Below are 17,239 nucleotides of genomic sequence, written 5' to 3'. Positions count from 1 at the left end.
CGAATATGGAGGTAACACCCTAGGGACTGGGCTCCATGCGCTGTGCTCCAACAATGTCGGTTGATGTGTCCGAGGCGTTCGCCAACGCCCTGGCTTTTCTCCAGCAGCAAACAGCCTGGCAGGGACAACCACAGGTCGATGCCGCTGCGCTATCGCCCCTGAGCACGTTGCCCGACGAAGACTGCATGGGGCGCTACCAGCAAGGCGATGCCGCGGCTTTCCGCGTGCTCTACCTGCGTTACCGCGACAAGCTGCATCGCTACGCGTTGCGCCTGGCCAACAGCCCCAGTGAAGCGGAAGAGGTATTCCAGGAGGCGTGGATCTCGGTGATCCGCAGCAAGGATGGCTATCGTCCCGGCCATGCCTTTGCCGCCTGGTTGTTTTCGATGGCCCACCGGCGTGCGGCTGACCGCTGGCGGGCATTGACCCGGCATGCACCCGATGGGCAGCACGCGGTGGACAGCGATGAGCCGGAGGTGTTGGAACGGCATGGCCATGCCGTGCACCACACGCCCGAGTGCCATCTGCACAACGACGCTTTGCGCGACGCCTTGCAGGCCGCCGTACAGCAACTGCCGTTGCCGCAAAGGGAGGCGTTCCTGCTGAGGGCGGAGGCCGGACTCGGTCTTGAAGACATTGCCTCCGTCACAGGCGTGTCCCGCGAAACCGTCAAAAGCCGTCTGCGTTACGCCCAGCGTCGTCTGCGCGAAGCGTTGGAGGGCTGGCGATGAATGACGAGTCGCTGGATGACCTCGTCGCGCTCTATCGGCAGGGTGCGCGGGAGCGCACGACGCCGCGTGTCGACGGCCTTGTCCTGGCGCTGGCCGAACGCGCCGCAAGGCGTCGACGGGTGACGGCCTGGAGCGTCCGGCTGGTCACTGCCACCGCGGCGGCAGTCGTGCTTTCCCTCGCGCTGTATGCCATGCGTGCCCGCCCGGTGACTGTCGCGGAGGGTGAATCGCCGGTGCCAGGGCTTAGGGACGTATCAACGCGTGCCTATCTGCAACGCATGGATGTCACGCCGGGTGCATCCACCACCCAGCAATACCTGATGGTCGACACCTCGCCGACCGATGGAAGACTGTAACCCACAGGAGATGTGCCTCATGAAGAAAGGTCTCGCATTTATAGCGTTGCTTGGTTGCCTGGCCATGGGTGTCGCGCACGCCGCGGCTCCCAAGGGCTGGTTCATCAATGGGCCGGCACAGGACAGCTATGCCATCGGTTCACAGCCGAGCACGCGCCAGCCTGGCGGCAATGCCGCATTCATTCGATCGATCAAGGACAACAACGGCTTCGGCTCGCTGATGCAGACCATCAAGGCGGACGCCTATCGCGGCAAGCGGGTGCGGCTCTCCGGTTTCCTCCGCAGCAAGGACGCCTACAAGACCGGCCTGTGGATGCGCGTGGATGGCCCGGATCGCCGCATCCTCGGCTTCGACAACATGGAGCTTCGCGCCCTGCACGGCGACAACGACTGGAAGGATTACAGCATCGTGCTGGACGTTCCGGCCGATGCCACCGACATCGCGTTCGGTTTCCTGCTCGAGAAAAAAGGCGAAGTGCAGGCCGAGGATTTCAGGCTCGAGACGGTGGGCAAGGACGTTCCCACCACCGACCTGCCTCGCCCCGAGCTGCCTGCCGCACCGGTCAACATGAGCTTTGCCCAGTAAACGGATACCCCGCTGGCACCAGAGGGCCAGCGGTTGGCCAAGGATGGCCTTTGCGAACAACTATCGCCGGCATTGCCTCACAGGCCGCTGACGCTCAACCGGTAACACGCCCGCCCGTCGCCCTTCGCGCGGTACAGCGCCTCATCGGCTCGTTGCATCATGGCATCGACCGAGCCGATGTCCCGGCACAGGGCCGCGCCCACGCTCAGCGTCACCGGCAGGTCCCGGTCGCCCAGGGCGATGGGTTCCTCCATGGCGGCGGTGATCTTCTGCGCCATGGCTTCGGCGACATCGATCGAGTCGATGTCGTCGCACAGGATGACGAACTCATCGCCGCCGAGGCGCGCGAGCAGGTCGGACTTGCGGATGGCGGCCTTGAGTCGTGTCGCGATCTCGCGCAGCACGGTATCGCCCGCGCCGTGGCCATAGCTGTCGTTGATCTGCTTGAAGTGATCGACATCGACCAGCATCACCAGCAAGGGCGACTGGGTGATGGAGGCATGTTGCATGGCCCGGCGGATGCCGTCGTTGAAGTGGCGCCGGTTGGCAATGCCGGTAAGCATGTCGTTGTGGGCGAGATAGGCCAGCTGCTGTTCGGCCAGCTTGATGCGGGTGATTTCGGTGGTCAGCGCGTAGAAGCCGTTCTGTTCGCCGGTGGCGGTGGTGGCCGGCAGGTAGGTGGTCTGGAAATAGTGGTGGTGCCCCCCGTAGTCGGCTTCGTACTCGAAGGTCGAAGACTTGCCCGCAAGGGCGCGGTCGATATGTGGTTTCAGCACGGGGTACAGCACATGCCCGCGCACTTCCTGCACGCTTTTCCCGACCATGTCGTCCGGTTCCTGGCCGGTAATCTCCCGCACATAGCCGTTGACGAAGCTGTAGCGCTCCTGGGCGTCGATATGGGCGATCACCGCCGGTACGTTGTCGGTGATCGTGCGCAGGCGCTTCTCGCTGTCCGCCAATGCCTGTTCGGCGAGGATGCTCTCGGTCACGTCACGGCCGGTATAGATCAGCTCCATTTCGTCGGGCCGATCGGGACTGGGGGCGATGCGAACCAGGGCCTCGATCCAGATGTAGTCGCCTGCGCGGCGCTGCAGGCGATAGTGGGTGAGCGAGGGCTTGCCGGTGGCCCACAAGGTCTCCACCGCCGCCGCCACGCGCTCGCGGTCGTCGGGGTGGATCAGGTCGGGCCGGGGCGTCATGAATTCGCTGACTTCCCAGCCCAGCAGGTCGCGGACGGAGGGCGACACATAGCGCCGCGTGCCGTCACGCGCGATGCGCATCACCAGGTCGCTCGCGTACTCGGCCAGCAGGCGATAACGGTTCTTGCTGTCATGCACCTGCCGCACCAGCCGACGACGGTCGGCCAGCGCCAGCGCTACAGGCAACACCGAAGCGCAGACGACGCCAAGGTAGATCTGCGCCAGCAGCGCGCGCTCGCCGGTTGTGGCATGGGCAATCAGCTCAAACGGGCCATCGCCCATGGCGGTGGCCACGGTGGTGATCAGCGCCACCACCGACATGCCGATGACCAGCCCGGGAAAGCGATGGTGGAAGACCACGTAGAGCAACGGCGCGAACACGAGGAACAGCAGCGGATAGCGCGACTGCGCGAATACGCCGAGCGTGACGGCCACGAGCAGCGTGACATCGCGCAGCAAAAGCAGTCGTCGGCCGGGTACGCCCAGCATGCGACTGCGCTGGGTCAGTGCGACCAGCGTCAACGTGGCCACGATCACCATGCCCAGCAGATGCGAGCGCAACCATAAGTCCACCGTCGTCCAGAAGGCCGTGCCCATGGCCAGCGACAACAAGGTGCCGGCCAGCAGGGCGGACAGCACGCAGGCGACCAGCGTGGCGCCCATGGCGATGCGGCCCAGCATGAGAAAACTCGTATCGTTGGCGAACCGCGGAAAGGCACGGCGGACGGTGCCGGCCACGACCAGAATCTCCACGCCATTGATCAGGCCAAGCGCCGGGCGCGCGGGCAGCCACCTGGCCAGCCCGCCGCCCCCGGTCAGATATTGGCCAAGCAGGTAAGCGGCGAAAGCCGTCAGCAGGTAACGCGGCCATTTCTTGCCCGAAACGCTCAGCAGCGTGCCCACGACGATGCCGTTGGGCAGCCAGATGGTGGCGATATTGCCCGTGTGCCGCGTCAGCAGCAGCGAATAGCTGACGCTGGCGAGCACCACCGCGAAGAGCACGGCCGTTTCGCCCCACCATGCCAGCCGGCTGTTGTTCCGCCCATCTCGCTCGTACATCGCCGTGTTCTATGGATAGTTGTCCGGAGCAAGCACGTGCCGTGCCATCTTTAAGCCTGCGTGCGTCAAGAAATCGTCGCCGGGGCTGGGCGTGCGGGCATCAGCGCGGTGCAGGGGAACGGTGTTTCAGCTGGGCGACCAGCACAGCGTGGGCGGCCAGATCCACCGGGTTGTGAGTCACCTTGGTGGTGGCCGGATGGTTGGCCAGGGGATTGCCATGCTTCCAGTCATGCGCTGGGCGAACCGGGCGCGGTGCGAAGCCGCCGCCGCAATGAGGGCAGACGTTGTGCAACAGCGCCACGCAGTCCCGGCAGAACGTGCATTCGAAGGAACAGATCATGGCCTCGGTCGAGGCCGGCGGCAGCGATGTGTTGCAGTGTTCGCAGGTGGGACGCAGTTCCAGCATGAGGCCTCCCGAAAAATATGCGCATCTTCGCATGGGGCGTGTTTGCCCGGCGCGTCAGTCGCCTTCTCGAAGCCGGAAGCTGTAACGGCGCTTGGCCATCTCCGTCGCGCCTAGCCGCCGATAGAAGCGCGCGGCATCGATGTTCCACGCCGGCGTCTGCCACTGGATCGCGCGACAGCCAAGGTCGAGTGCGTGGGTACGCGCCCGCTCCCACAAGGCCGCGCCGATCGAGCGATTGCGCCAGTCGTCCGCCACGTAGAGGCAATCCAGGTGGAGGTAACTGGCGCGATCGAGCGTGGAAAAATCCAGCGTGGCGCTGGCGTAACCCACCGCTTGTTCCGCGGCGAAGGCTATCCATGCGTACAGTGGCGGCGGTTCGCCCTGCAGTGCGCGGGCAAGCGCATCGAGGCGCTGTTCGCCGGCCTGCGGCAGGCGCTCATAAGCCGCGTGCGCCGCGCACAGGGGCAGCAACGTCGGTACATCCGCCGCCCCTGCGCGGCGGATCAACACCGGCACGGCATCAGCCGCGTTCAAGACCGAAGCCTTCGTCGAGCCAGCCGGTAAGCCCGCCGATCATCTCCTTCACCGGGCGACCGAGTTGGGCGAGTTTCACGGCGGCCTTGTTCGCCCCATTGCAGTGCGGCCCCGCGCAGTAAACGACGAACAGCGTGTCCGGCCGATAGTCGGCAAGACGCTGGTCGCTGATGGTGCGCGTGGGCATGTTGATGGCGCCGGGCACGTGGCCGACGGCGTAGAGCGCGGGTGTGCGGACGTCGAGCAGCACGAAATCCGCGGTCTCGTGCTGCGTCGCGTAATACACGTCGGCACAGTCGGTCTCGAAGCCGAGGCGCGCCTGGAAATGGGCCAGCGCATCATGGCTGGCGGCGGCGGGAAAGCGTTGGACGACACTGCTCATGCGTGGCTCCTGGGGGGTGGTCGGCCCCAGTATCGGCACTGGCGTCCGCTGCCGACATTGGCAAGAATGACAGCCATCATGAAAAAACCGCCAAAGCGTTTCAGACGTCCATCCGCTCCGCCAAACCGGAACGTGGCGGTGCTGGTTTATGACGGGCTGTGCACGTTCGAATTCGGCATAGCGGTGGAAATGTTTGGCCTGCCGCGTCCAGAATGGCGGGACTGGTACCGCTTCGGCCTGTGCGCCGTGGACCGGGGGGAGATGCGCGCGGCAGGTGGCATGCGGGTGCTGGCGGATGCCGGCCTGGAAAAGCTCGCCGTGGCCGGCACGGTGATCGTGCCGGGCTGGCGTGGCGTTGATGCCGTGCCGCCACCGGCGCTGCTCGATGCCTTGCGCAAGGCGCATGCGCGCGGCGCGCGCTTGCTGTCATTCTGCTCGGGCGTGTTCGTGCTCGCCGCCACCGGCTTGCTGGACGGACACCGCGCCACCACCCACTGGCGCTACGTCGATGCGTTGGCAGAACGGTTTCCCCGCATCCGTATCGAGCCCGACGTGCTCTACGTCGACGAAGGCAGTCTGCTGACCTCGGCCGGTTCCGCCGCCGCGCTCGATCTGTCGCTGCACCTGATCCGTCGCGACTACGGGCCGGAAGTCGCCAACACCGTTGCGCGCCGTGCCGTGGTGCCGGCGCATCGCGACGGTGGGCAGGCGCAGTTCATCCAGTCGCCCTTGCCGGAACAGGGCGCCACGCTGGGCAAGTTGCTCGAATGGATGCGTCGCCATCTCGACCAGCCCCTGCCGTTGGCCGAGCTGGCCGAGCGCGCACGCATGAGCGAACGCACCCTGCTGCGCCGCTTCGATGAGGCCACCGGGTGCTCGCCCAAGCAATGGCTCACCCGCGAGCGCCTGAACCGCGCGCGCGAACTGCTGGAGGGCAGCGATCTGCCGGTGGAGCGGATCGCGGATGTCTGCGGGTTTGGCACGGCCGATACACTGCGCCACCATTTCCGCCATCATCTCAAGCTGAGTCCGGCGCGCTATCGCGAGCGTTTCACACACGCCCGCTAGCCTCCGCGCCCATACGACCGCACCCTGCCGCCCCTGAAGGACTTTGCATGATCTATGTATGGATGAGCGTTGCCTGCAGCGTGCTGGTGTCGGTGCTGCTCAAGCTGGCCCGCCGCCTACAGGTCGATGTAGGACAGGCCATCGCATGGAACTACGTGGCCACCAGCGCGCTGACCGCGGTGGTGTTTCACCCCTCGCTCGAGGGGCTGCGCAGTGCGCAGGCGCCGTGGCTGGGTTTCGTCGGCCTGGGGCTGCTGCTGCCGTTGATCTTCCTGGCGCTAGCGGCCTCCGTGCGCAGCGCGGGCATCGTGCGCACGGATGCATCGCAGCGGCTGTCCTTGCTGATCTCCCTGCTCGCCGCCTTCCTGCTATTCGGCGAGCGGCTCAATGCCGGCAAAGGGGCCGGCATCGTGCTGGGTCTGCTGGCCTTGCTGTGCATGGTGTGGCGCAAGGAAGGCCGCAGCGCGGACGGCGACCAGGGTGGCTGGTTGTGGCCGCTGGTGGTGTTCGTCGGCTTTGGCGCCATCGACATCCTGCTCAAGCGCGTAGCCCAGGCCGGCACCCCGTTCGCGGCCTCGCTGCAGGCGATGTTTGCCTTGGCGCTGCTGGTCTCGGTGGTGTTGCTGCTTTGGCGACGCTGGCATGACCGTACCTTCTTCACCCTGCGCGATGCGGTCGCCGGGCTGCTGCTGGGCTTGGCCAACTTCGGCAACATCGTGTTCTACGTGCGCGGCCACCAGGCGCTGCCCGATCATCCGTCGCTGGTGTTCGCCAGCATGAACCTTGGGGTGGTGGCACTGGGTGCCCTGGTGGGTACGCTGGCCTTCCGCGAGCGGTTGAGCCGGGTCAATGTACTGGGCCTGTTGCTGGCATTGCTGGCGATCGGGCTGATCGCGCGGGGCTGAGCAATGACTTCTGGCGCATATAAAGCGCCCCGGGCTGCTGCCTAAGCTGGGCCTTTCGCGCGCCTCGCGCTTCCCAGAGGTTTCACCCATGCGCAAGCTCTCCCTCGCCGCCGCCCTTGCCGCGTTGATGCTCAGTGCGGGCGTCTATGCCGCCGACAAGAACGACACGGATGCCAAGCCCGACGACAAGCCCAATGCCGAGCTGCTCAAGCCGCAGTCTTCGGAGACCTCGGGCACGGTCAAGGTCGAGGGCAAGAGCATCGACTACAAGGCGGTGGCTGGCACCCTGGTGCTGCATGGCAGCGGCGACAAGGAGTCCGAGGCGCAGGTCAGCATGTTCTACACCGCCTATTTCAGGAAGGGCGCCGAACCGGGCAAGCGACCCATCACCTTCATCTACAACGGCGGCCCGGGTTCGGCCACGGTATGGCTGCATATGGGCGCCTTCGGCCCACGGCGCGTGGTCACCAGCGATGATTCGCATACCCCCGCCGCGCCCTATGGCCTGGTCAACAACGACTACAGCCTGCTGGATGCGTCCGACCTGGTGTTCATCGACGCGCCCGGCGCGGGCTTCAGCCGACTGATCGCCGACGAGCCCGACAAGGGCAAGCGCGATGGGCTGATGAAGGAACGCAGGAAGCAGGTCTTCGGCGTCGACGGCGACGGCCATGCCTTCGCGCAGTTCATCACCCAGTTCCTGTCCAAGTACAACCGCTGGAATTCGCCCAAGTACCTGTTCGGCGAAAGCTACGGCACCACCCGTTCGGCGGTGGTGGCCAACATCCTGGAGAACGAGGACAGCGTCGATCTCAATGGCGTGATCCTGCTCTCGCAGATTCTCAGCTTCGATACCTACATTGGCGGTGCAAGCGCCAACCCGGGCGTTGACCTGCCCTATGTGCTGGCGCTTCCCACCTATGCCGCCACGGCCTATTACCACCACAAGCTGCCGCAGCAGCCCGGCGCGCTGGAGCCGTTCCTGCGCGAAGTCGAGCAATACGCCACGACGGAATACGCCACCGCCCTGATGGCCGGCACGCGGCTGGACGAGGCGCGCCGACAGGCCGTCGCACAGAAGCTGCATCAGTACACCGGCTTGCCCGTGGCCTATCTGCTCAAGGCCAATCTGCGCGTGGACGGCGGTATGTTCGAGCACGAACTGCAGGCCGACGACGGCATGACCACCGGACGGCTGGACAGCCGCTTCTCCGGCCCCTCGCTGGATCCGTTGAGCAAGTCGGCCGAGTACGACCCGCAAGGCTCGGCGATCAGCTCGGCCTATGTGGCGGCGTTCAACGACTATGTGCGCCGCCAGCTGAAATTCGGCGAAGGACAGAGCTATCGCCTGTTCGCCGATCTCGATGGCTGGGAATTCAAGCACGGCGTGCCCGGCTCCGACGAAGCGCTGCAGCAGAGCACCAACGTATTGCCTGATCTGGCCAAGGCGATGAAGACCAACCCCCATCTGCGCGTGTCGCTGCACGGCGGCTACTACGACCTGGCCACGCCTTATTACGCAGCCGACTACGAGATGCATCACATGCCGATTCCCGACAGCCTGCAGAAGAACATCTCCTACGCATGGTATCCGTCAGGCCACATGGTCTACGCCCACGAGGATTCGTTGAAGCAGCTGCACGACAACGTAGCGCGCTTCATCGACGAGACGGACAACATCGGCAAGCATTGACGGCGTCGGCGCGGTGGCGGCGACGCGCCTTCACATCCGGCTGTGACGGGCGGCGCTACGCTCGGTCGTCCTGTCAGCCGGAGATGCACCATGAGTACCGAATCCGTCGCCAAGCGGCTGGTGGCCATGTGCCGTCATGGCCAGTTCGAGGAAGCACAGCACGAGTTGTATGCCAAGGATGCGGTGAGCATCGAGCCCGAGGCCGCGGCGAATGGCCCGCTGGGCACGGTGAAGGGCCTGGATGCGATCCTGGAAAAAGGCAGGCGCTTCCAGGCCAGCGTCTCGGAGATTCATCGTATCGAGGTCAGCGAGCCGCTCATCGCCGGCCACTGGTTCAGCATCGTGATGACGCTGGACGTGACCATGAAGGAGCCGGGCCGCGTCACCATGACCGAAGTCTGTGTGTATCACGTGAAGAACGACCAGATCGTGCTGGAACAGTTTTTCTACGACATGGGTTGAGCCGCCCCACGTGCAGGAGCGCACAACAAAAAGCCCCGCTTGCGCGGGGCTTTTCGTCACTTGCACCAGCGTGGTACTCAGTCGATGTCGAGGAACGAGCGCAGCTGCTCCGAGCGGCTCGGGTGACGCAGCTTGCGCAGCGCCTTGGCCTCGATCTGCCGGATGCGCTCACGCGTGACGTCGAACTGCTTGCCGACTTCTTCCAGCGTGTGATCCGTGTTCATGTCGATGCCGAAGCGCATGCGCAGCACCTTCGCTTCCCGCGGGGTGAGGCCGGCCAGCACGTCGCGCACGGTTTCCATCAGGCCCGTCTCGGTGGCCGACTCGATCGGCGACGAAGCGTTGGTGTCCTCGATGAAGTCGCCCAGATGCGAATCCTCGTCGTCGCCGATGGGGGTCTCCATCGAGATCGGTTCCTTCGCGATCTTCAGCACCTTGCGGATCTTGTCCTCGGGCATCTCCATTTCCTTGGCCAGCTCCTCCGGCGTCGGCTCGCGGCCGAACTGCTGCAGCATCTGGCGGGAAATGCGGTTCAATTTGTTGATCGTCTCGATCATGTGCACCGGGATGCGGATGGTGCGCGCCTGGTCGGCGATCGAGCGGGTGATGGCCTGGCGGATCCACCACGTGGCGTAGGTGGAGAACTTGTAGCCACGGCGGTATTCGAACTTGTCCACCGCCTTCATCAGGCCGATGTTGCCTTCCTGGATGAGGTCGAGGAACTGCAGGCCGCGGTTGGTGTACTTCTTGGCGATGGAGATCACCAGGCGCAGGTTGGCCTCCACCATTTCCTTCTTGGCGCGGCGGGCCTTGGCCTCGCCGATCGACATCGTGCGGTTGATTTCCTTGATGTCGGTCAGCGGCAGGAACAGCTGGCGCTCGATGGCGGCGAGCTTTTCCTGCTCGGCATCGATCGCTTCCTTGTGCGTCTTGATGTTGGGCGACCACTTCTGGCGCTTGCGACCCAGTTCGTTGGCCCATTCGAGGTTGCCCTCGTTGCTCGGGAACGCCTTGAGGAACTCGGCCTTGGGCATCTTCACGTGCTTGACGAAGATGTCCATCAGCACGCGCTCGTGGTGACGGATGTCGTTAACCACTTCGCGCAGCTTGCGCACGAAACCGTCGATCAGCGCGGACGGCAGCTTGAGCTTGAGGAACTCCTCGGCCATCTGGTCGCGCAGCTTGACGATCTTCTTGTCGGTGATGTCGGTGGCCTTGGGGGCCGCCTTCTGGAACTTGCTGTAGTAGTCGCGCAGCAGTTCCATGCGGCGCTTGACCTCTTCCGGGTCCGGACCGGTCGGGCCGGCTTCTTCGTCCTCGGCAGCGCCTTCCTCTTCGTCGTCGACTTCCTCGTCGACGGCTTCCAGCTCGGCCTCGGCCGCGGCGGCCTGCGCCGCGTCGGCGGCTTCCTCCAGGTCGGCGAAGCCGGCCAGGATCTCGCTCAGGCGACGCTTGCCGTCCAGATGCTGGTCATATTCCTCAAGCAGCAGCTCGATGGTCAGCGGGAAGCTGGCCAGCGCGGTCTGCACCTGGCCCAGGCCTTCCTCGATGCGCTTGGCGATGGCGATTTCGCCCTCGCGGGTGAGCAGCTCGACCGTGCCCATCTCGCGCATGTACATGCGCACCGGGTCGGTGGTGCGGCCCACTTCGGAGTCGACCGCCGACAGCAGCGCGACCGCTTCCTCGGCGGCGGCTTCGTCGTCGGTGGACGCGCCCGGAGCGTTGTCCGAGAGCGGGTCCGAATCGGGCGCAGCGTCGTGCACCTCGATGCCGACGCCCTTGAGCACCGCCATGATGTCTTCGATCTGCTCCGGATCGACGATGTCATCGGGCAGGTGATCGTTGATCTCGGCGTAGGTCAGGTAGCCCTGCTCCAGACCCTTGGAGATGAGCGCCTTGATTTCCGATTGTTGCTCGGGAGCTTTGCTATTCATACCTACCGCCGCGTATGCAGGAACCGATCAGTATACCCATGTGATGCTTTTTTGACCAGTTTTCAAGTGAGAAGATCGGGATGGCCGACACGCAAAAATCGCGCCAAATAGGCATCTTCCGGTGATTTTGTAAGTGTTGGGCGAGACATGCCGTGGTGATATCGGTCATGGCGTCTCCAGCCAGAACGTCACTGGTCCGTCGTTGACCAGGTGCACATGCATATGGGCGCCGAAGCGCCCGATTTCCACCCTGGGATGCACCGCGCGGGCCAGTTCGACCAGCCGATCGAACCAGCGGCGCCCTTCGTCGGGCGAGGCGGCGCGGGTGAAGCTGGGGCGCATGCCCGAGCGCGTATCGGCAGCGAGGGTGAACTGGCTGACCAGCAGCAATTCGCCTGCCGTGTCGGTGAGCGAGCGGTTCATGCGGCCGTGCTCGTCGGCAAACACGCGGTAGCCGAGCAGTCGCTCGAGCATGCGACGGGTGCGCGGTTCGTCATCGCCGGGTTGCACGGCCACCAGGGCGAGCAACCCGGGCCCGATCGAGCCCACGGTCTCCTGCACGCCATCAGGTTGTTCGACATCGACACGGGCGGACAGGACGCGCTGGATCAGGGCGATCATGAGTGGGGTGACGGCTGGCGATGCCACGAAGCTTAGGGCCTGAGTCTCGCGGGCGGTAGCCTCTGGCATCGGGAACGCCGGGCCCGGCGGGTGGTTGACCCGCGTGCTGCCGGCCGGGCGCGGGTACACTGCGCCGCTCATGCGAATCGACATTGCCCTCCTCTACCTGCTGTTGCGCCTGCTCGGCAAGCTTCCGCTGCGCACGCTGCATGGCATCGGCGCCGGCATCGGCCGGCTTTCCCTTTGGCGCCACAGCCGTACCGCGCACAACACGGCGGTGAACCTGCGGATCGCGCGGCCCGCCCTGGACGACGCGGCACAGGCCGCGCTGTTGCGCGCGGTGATGGTCGAGAGCGGCAAGTCGGCCACCGAGATCGCCAAGATCTGGGGCAACGATGCCGAGCGGGCGCTGGACCTGGTGCGCGAGGTGCGTGGCGAGGCGCTGTTCGATGCGGCGCTGGCGGCCGGCAAGGGCGTGATCATCGCCGCGCCGCACCTGGGCTGCTGGGAGCTGCTCAACTACTGGCTCTGCCGCAAGACGCCGATGGCGATCCTCTATCGGCCGCCGCGCATCGCCGCGGTCGAGGGCCTGCTGCGCAAGGTGCGCGGCGCGCTGGCGCCGGAGCAGGTGCGGGCGGAGGGCGCGGGCGTGCGCACGCTGTACAAGCGGCTCGCTGCCGGCGGCACGGTGGGCATCCTGCCGGACCAGAAGCCGCGCGCCGGCGAAGGCGAGTTTGCGCCGTTCTTCGGCCGCGATGCGCTGACCATGGTGTTGTTGCCGCGCCTTGCCGCGCGCACCGGGGCCACCGTGCTGTTCGCCTTCGCCGAACGCCTGCCGGCCGGTGCCGGCTATCGCATCCATCTGTTGCCCGCGCCGGAGGGCCTAGCCGATGCGGACATGGCCGTGGCCTGCCGCGCGCTCAACCGTGGCGTGGAAAACTGCGTGGAGCTGGCCTTCGCGCAGTACCAGTGGCACTACAAGCGCTATTCGGCCGATGACCGGCCCAGCCCGTACGACACCCAGAACCACTGAGCGTCAGCGCGCGGGTGGCTCCAGCCGGCGCAGGAATACCGTCATTTCCTTCTCGGCCTGCTTGTCGCCGCGCGCCTGCGCTACGGCAATGCCTTGCCGCCACGCCTCGGCGGCGCGCGGCTTGTCGTCCTGCGCCAGGCAGGCCTTGCCGAGCAGCTTCCAGGCGGCCGAATAATTGGGGTCGAATGCCACGGCTTGACGCAGTTCCTCCGCGGCGCCGGCCGCGTCACCGGCGGTCAGCAGGGCATTGCCCAGCGAGAACCGCAGCAGTGCGCCATCACGCGGGCCGCCGCGCTGCGCCCGCAGGTTGGCGATCAGCGTCTCGTTCATGGGCTCACTGCAGGGCGCGGAAGCGCCACTCGTCGACCTGGTAGACCCGGGTCGGGTGCGCTGGTTCAGGCGGCACGCGTCCGGCGCGCAGATCGGCCAGCGTGGCCGCCGGCCAGATCACCACCCAGCCCGAGCGGAACGGCTGCACCAGCAGCGCATAGCGCAAGGTGTTGTTGGTGAGCTTGTCCGGGTGCTCCACCACCAGCGCATCCGGGTGCTCATGGGCAAAGGTCTGCAGCGACGGGCCCTCGTAGAGCCGTTCGAGCGACCCGGTCAGGCGTCCGGCAAAATGGAACTGCCCTTCGTAGTTGCCCAGTATCCCGATGGCGCGGTGCTCCGCATCGGCGGCGCCCAGCAGCTGCGCCGAGGGCTGCAGGTCGAAGTTCTGCCACATGGTCAGGGTAAACAGCGTGTTGAGCGCCAGCGTGCCGACCAAGCCGGCGAAAGCGAGGCGCCGCATCTCGCCGCGGCCGCGCAGCAACAGCAGTGCGCCCAACAGCACGAACACCACGCTGAAGAAGCGGCTGTAGCGCTGGGTGCTGTCGAACCATTCCCCGTGCAGGTCGTTGTGCGACACCAGCACCGGCAACACGAACAGGAAGATGCCGAACAGGATGCCGCCCACGCCCAGCGGCCAGGTGCCCAGCCAGGGGTTGTTGGCCAGCGCCGGTCGCTGGTCGCGCAGCGCGGCCACCGCGCCGGCGATCAACAGTGCGCCACCGGCGAACTCCGGCAGCGGGTAGTACATCTGCTTGCCGCTGATGAACGAGAACACCAGCATCACCGGCAGCACCCAGCACAGCGCGAAGCGCAGGCCGCTATCGAGCGGGCGACGCAGGGTGCACAAGGCCACCCAGGCACGCGGCCAGCCGCTGAAGGGGAACAGTAGCGCGGGGATGATCGGCACGTACCACCAGAACGGGCGGGCATGGTCGAACGCATTGACCACGCGTCCGGCGGTCTGGGTGAAGAACAGTCGCTGGCGATACGCTTCGCCGCCGCTGAAGCCGGCCGGCAAGGCCCAGGCCAACAGCAGGGCGCCACCCAGCAGCACCGACAGCACGCCACGGCCGTACCAGCGCGCGCGGTGGTCGCGGGCCCAGTCGTTCCACAGCGGCCCCAGCAGCCAGGGAAAGGCGATGTGCAGCAGCATGACCGGGCCCTTGGTCAACAGGCCGGCGCCAATGCACAGTCCGAACAGCAGCCAACGCGGCTCGGCGCGCCCGGCCTTGGGCGTCAGGCAGAGCAGGGCCGCCAGCACGCAGACGGCCAGCAGCACCTCGTACATGATCTGTAGGCCGAACAGGAAGGCATAACCCAGCGCCAGCAGTATCCACGGCGCGGCCTTGGCCACCCAGGGGCGATTAGGGAACAGTCGCCGGGCCAGCAACGACACCAGCACCAGCTGGGTGCCGCCGAAGATCACCTCGAGCACGCGCGGCCAGATGTCGTTGACGCCGAACACGAACCAGCCGGCGTGGATCAGCCAGAACAGCAGCGGCACCTTTTCGCTGTAGGGCGCGCCGTTGATGTGCGGCACCAGCCAGTAATGGTGGTTCCACATCTCCCACGCCACCGCCAGCGTGCGGGTGGAGTAAAGCGGCATCGGCCCGTGCGAGAAGATCGCCAGCAAGGCGGCCAGCGCCCATAGGGGCAGCCATGGCCAGAGGGAGCGCAGGTGTTCGGAGCGGCTGTAGCTGCTGGATACCACGGGCAGTCTTCTTGGTGAGATGAGGCGATTCTAGCCCGAGCGGGTGGAGGCGGTTTGGATGCAGGGCTCGCCCCAGCCCCGCTCCCGCGGGGTTAGGGTCCCGCGCAACCGGGACCTCAGGCCCGACCCCAATAGCCGATCCGCCGCCGAATCTTCAGCTTGCGCCAGAAATTCCAGGGCTTGCGCCGCCGGTTGCGCCCGCCCGCCGCGATGAAGGTATCGATGGCCTGCAGGATCCGCTCGCTGGAATGGCCATCGCGATACGGATGGATGGCATCGCCGTACTCGCGGATGGCCTGCATCAGTTCCGGCGGCCGCGCCAGCGCCCGCTCGATGGCCGGCTCGAACTGCGACACCTCGTCGATGTCGATCAGCTGCGGGCCCGGGCGACGGTTCTTGAAAGTCACCACCGGCTTGCCGGTGAGCAGGAACTCGTTGAGCGCCGACGAGGTGTCCGAGCACATCATGTCCACCTGCGGAAACAGCTCCAGGATGTTGTCGTTCTCCGCAAACGTCAGGTATTCGTTCTGCAGCGCCTTGAACTTGGCCGTCGTCTCCGGGTTCATCTTCGGATGGAAGGTGACGATCCAGCGCCAGCGCCCATCGCGCGAGAGGCGCTTCACTTCCTCGTACAAGGTTTCGGCGGCGCTCCACGAGGGCGAGAAGGTGGAGTGGTACAGGATCACCGGCGGCTGGCGCACCGGCGGAATCGGGCCGGTGATCTCCCGCATGAAGGGATCGAGCTTGGGAAAGCCGGTCTCGATGACGGAGAAGTGGCCGACCCGGTCGGCGATGGCCTGGAACTTCGCCGTGTCGCGCGGCCCGGTGGTGCAGTACAGGTCGAAGAAACCGCGCACATAGATATGCCGCGGCTTGCCGGCATCAAAGCCGTGGAAGGTTTCCACCTTCACGCCGGGAAAGAAGTGCGGCACCGCGTTGCTGGAGGTGATCACCGCGCGCGGCTGCCATGCGCGCACCTCTTCGACGGTGAGCAGGCGCTCGCCTTCCACCAGGTCTTCCGCGCCGGGGCCGTCGAAGAACCAGGCCGCTTCGTCGCCACGGGCGCGGATGGCCTCCTGCACGGGACGCAGGATGGCCAGCGCGTAGCGCTCGGAGCCGTAGAGAAGGTAGTGCTGCTTGCTCATCGATCGATTCCGTGGCGGACCAGGGCATCCGCCGCGCTTTCCAGCGAGGCGGGATTGCGGCGCATTTCGTAGTAGCGCATGCGCTTGTAGGCGGCATACGAGGCGGCCGTCTGCGCGATGATGAAACCGCGCCAGCCGTCCATGAAGGCCAGCCGGAAAACATAGTCCTTGATGAAGGCTAGCAGGAACACGAACGGTGTCTGCCACATGCGCGCCGGCTTGTCTTTTTCCAGCCAGTCGCGGCATTTCAGCTCGGCATAACGCAACACCTTGATCTGCTTCTGCGGCAGGCTCGGGTTGTTCTCGTGGTTGAACGGGGCCTTCAGCGTGACCGAGGGGCCGTCGAAACGCAGCGACTCGTGCACGCGCACGTCGGCCCAGCGTGCGCGGTCGCGGTGGAACAGGCGTGCCATCTTTTCGCCCATCGCCGGCAGGTACCAGCGCATCGGCGCGCCCATGTAGATGGTGGCGCGGCGCAGGTAGGCCGCGCAGATATCGCTGGCCATCAGTTCGGGCAGGCGCTGCGCCAGTTCCCCGGCCAGCGCGGGCGAGAGGTATTCGTCCGCGTCGAGCGCGAGGATCCACTCGTTACTGCACTGGGTAGTCGCGAAATTGCGCTGGGCGCCAAACCCCAGCCACGCCTGTTGCACCACGCGGGCGCCATGCGCCTGCGCCACGGCGACGGTGTCGTCGGTGCTGCCGCTGTCGATCACCAGCTTCTCGGCCGCAAACGGCACGCTGTCCAGGCAGCGCGCAATATTTTTCGCCTCGTTGTAGGTGATGACCACGAGGGTGAGGGGCAAGGTAGGCATGGCGCGGATTCTAGCCGGATTCGCCCGGCCTTCCGTGCTTCCCGCGGCATCCCGGCGCCGTGCGATGGTCGGCTCATTTTCAGCTGCCGGTATGCACTATGTGCTGACAAAGGGCGCCCCAGGCCCGAGACTATCGGGGGCATCGGCGCCGTTCGACGCCGAACGGGCGGGGCGTCCCCCGGGCCGTAACGACGATCGAAGCAAACAGGCAGTATGGAAAGCAGGGCGACCTCATTGAACGCACAAGTCGAGCCGCGCAGTCGCGAAATCGG

19 protein-coding genes are annotated in these 17,239 nt (G+C 65.8%); 8 read left to right on the top strand and 11 right to left on the bottom strand.

Features of this window, described 5'->3' with window-relative positions; translation table 11 throughout:
* Window positions 1–53 precede the first annotated feature (53 nt).
* From MJ606_RS05450 to MJ606_RS05440, 3 genes are read left to right on the top strand one after another with little or no spacing between them, the layout of a single operon-like run.
* Window positions 54–731 carry a sigma-70 family RNA polymerase sigma factor gene (locus MJ606_RS05450; protein WP_243048373.1) on the top strand — a complete coding sequence of 226 codons (678 nt, stop codon included), beginning with the start codon at window positions 54–56 and terminating at the stop codon, window positions 729–731.
* Complete coding sequence (locus MJ606_RS05445) at window positions 728–1,087, top strand: hypothetical protein (protein WP_243048372.1); 360 nt, start codon at window positions 728–730, stop codon at window positions 1,085–1,087. Before MJ606_RS05450 ends, MJ606_RS05445 begins: the two co-directional genes overlap by 4 nt.
* 19 nt (window positions 1,088–1,106) lie before the next feature.
* Complete coding sequence (locus MJ606_RS05440) at window positions 1,107–1,673, top strand: hypothetical protein (protein ID WP_243048371.1); 567 nt, start codon at window positions 1,107–1,109, stop codon at window positions 1,671–1,673.
* A gap of 77 nt (window positions 1,674–1,750) precedes the next feature.
* Here the strand turns inward: MJ606_RS05440 and MJ606_RS05435 are convergent, their stop codons facing one another.
* The 4 genes from MJ606_RS05435 to MJ606_RS05420 form a co-directional block, all read right to left on the bottom strand.
* Complete coding sequence (locus MJ606_RS05435) at window positions 1,751–3,931, bottom strand: sensor domain-containing diguanylate cyclase (protein ID WP_243048370.1); 2,181 nt, start codon at window positions 3,929–3,931, stop codon at window positions 1,751–1,753.
* 100 nt (window positions 3,932–4,031) lie between these two features.
* Complete coding sequence (locus MJ606_RS05430) at window positions 4,032–4,337, bottom strand: DUF1272 domain-containing protein (RefSeq protein ID WP_243048369.1); 306 nt, start codon at window positions 4,335–4,337, stop codon at window positions 4,032–4,034.
* A 54-nt stretch (window positions 4,338–4,391) separates the two neighbouring features.
* Window positions 4,392–4,871, bottom strand: coding sequence for a GNAT family N-acetyltransferase (locus MJ606_RS05425; protein ID WP_243048368.1), 480 nt, complete (start codon window positions 4,869–4,871; stop codon window positions 4,392–4,394).
* Window positions 4,858–5,253: a rhodanese-like domain-containing protein gene (locus MJ606_RS05420; RefSeq protein ID WP_243048367.1), complete on the bottom strand. Its 396-nt coding sequence runs from the start codon at window positions 5,251–5,253 to the stop codon at window positions 4,858–4,860. Before MJ606_RS05420 ends, MJ606_RS05425 begins: the two co-directional genes overlap by 14 nt.
* Before the next feature lie 132 nt (window positions 5,254–5,385).
* On the opposite strand from MJ606_RS05420, the gene ftrA reads away from it, so the two are divergent.
* The 4 genes from ftrA (at window position 5,386) to MJ606_RS05400 (ending at window position 9,381) form a co-directional block, all read left to right on the top strand.
* Window positions 5,386–6,321: a transcriptional regulator FtrA gene (ftrA, locus tag MJ606_RS05415; RefSeq protein ID WP_243048598.1), complete on the top strand. Its 936-nt coding sequence runs from the start codon at window positions 5,386–5,388 to the stop codon at window positions 6,319–6,321.
* Window positions 6,322–6,368: 47 nt separating this feature from the next.
* Window positions 6,369–7,226: an EamA family transporter gene (locus tag MJ606_RS05410; protein ID WP_243048366.1), complete on the top strand. Its 858-nt coding sequence runs from the start codon at window positions 6,369–6,371 to the stop codon at window positions 7,224–7,226.
* 88 nt (window positions 7,227–7,314) lie between these two features.
* On the top strand, window positions 7,315–8,919 hold the full coding sequence (locus MJ606_RS05405) for a peptidase S10 (RefSeq protein WP_243048365.1): 1,605 nt from the start codon (window positions 7,315–7,317) through the stop codon (window positions 8,917–8,919).
* Between the two features lie 90 nt (window positions 8,920–9,009).
* Complete coding sequence (locus MJ606_RS05400) at window positions 9,010–9,381, top strand: nuclear transport factor 2 family protein (RefSeq protein WP_243048364.1); 372 nt, start codon at window positions 9,010–9,012, stop codon at window positions 9,379–9,381.
* Between the two features lie 77 nt (window positions 9,382–9,458).
* Here the strand turns inward: MJ606_RS05400 and rpoD are convergent, their stop codons facing one another.
* From rpoD to dtd, 3 genes are read right to left on the bottom strand one after another with little or no spacing between them, the layout of a single operon-like run.
* Entirely contained in the window at window positions 9,459–11,315 is a 1,857-nt protein-coding gene (gene rpoD, locus MJ606_RS05395; protein WP_243048363.1) for an RNA polymerase sigma factor RpoD, read from the bottom strand.
* On the bottom strand, window positions 11,308–11,484 hold the full coding sequence (locus MJ606_RS05390) for a hypothetical protein (RefSeq protein ID WP_243048362.1): 177 nt from the start codon (window positions 11,482–11,484) through the stop codon (window positions 11,308–11,310). The genes rpoD and MJ606_RS05390 overlap by 8 nt, the downstream gene beginning before the upstream one ends.
* On the bottom strand, window positions 11,481–11,936 hold the full coding sequence (gene dtd / locus MJ606_RS05385; protein WP_243048597.1) for a D-aminoacyl-tRNA deacylase: 456 nt from the start codon (window positions 11,934–11,936) through the stop codon (window positions 11,481–11,483). The genes MJ606_RS05390 and dtd overlap by 4 nt, the downstream gene beginning before the upstream one ends.
* Before the next feature lie 139 nt (window positions 11,937–12,075).
* Between dtd and MJ606_RS05380 the strand changes: the two genes are divergently transcribed.
* Window positions 12,076–12,969, top strand: coding sequence for a lipid A biosynthesis acyltransferase (locus MJ606_RS05380; RefSeq protein WP_243048361.1), 894 nt, complete (start codon window positions 12,076–12,078; stop codon window positions 12,967–12,969).
* A gap of 3 nt (window positions 12,970–12,972) precedes the next feature.
* Here MJ606_RS05380 and MJ606_RS05375 read toward each other — a convergent pair whose 3' ends face one another.
* The 4 genes from MJ606_RS05375 to MJ606_RS05360 all read right to left on the bottom strand — a co-directional run bounded on the left by MJ606_RS05375 (window position 12,973) and on the right by MJ606_RS05360 (window position 16,967).
* A complete protein-coding gene (locus tag MJ606_RS05375) occupies window positions 12,973–13,299 on the bottom strand; it encodes a tetratricopeptide repeat protein (RefSeq protein WP_243048360.1) in 327 nt (108 codons plus the stop codon).
* Between the two features lie 4 nt (window positions 13,300–13,303).
* Window positions 13,304–15,010: a glycosyltransferase family 39 protein gene (locus tag MJ606_RS05370; RefSeq protein WP_243048359.1), complete on the bottom strand. Its 1,707-nt coding sequence runs from the start codon at window positions 15,008–15,010 to the stop codon at window positions 13,304–13,306.
* A 116-nt stretch (window positions 15,011–15,126) separates the two neighbouring features.
* Window positions 15,127–16,155: a CDP-glycerol glycerophosphotransferase family protein gene (locus MJ606_RS05365; protein WP_243048358.1), complete on the bottom strand. Its 1,029-nt coding sequence runs from the start codon at window positions 16,153–16,155 to the stop codon at window positions 15,127–15,129.
* Window positions 16,152–16,967, bottom strand: a complete 816-nt coding sequence (locus MJ606_RS05360; protein WP_243048357.1) for a glycosyltransferase family 2 protein — start codon at window positions 16,965–16,967, stop codon at window positions 16,152–16,154. Before MJ606_RS05360 ends, MJ606_RS05365 begins: the two co-directional genes overlap by 4 nt.
* Between the last annotated feature and the right edge of the window lie 272 nt (window positions 16,968–17,239).

Source organism: Dyella sp. RRB7 (assembly GCF_022761115.1).
In the GTDB taxonomy this organism is placed as follows: domain Bacteria; phylum Pseudomonadota; class Gammaproteobacteria; order Xanthomonadales; family Rhodanobacteraceae; genus Dyella.
The sequence above is the reverse complement of the archived record's forward strand: the minus strand, read 5'-3'. Positions and strand labels throughout refer to the sequence as shown.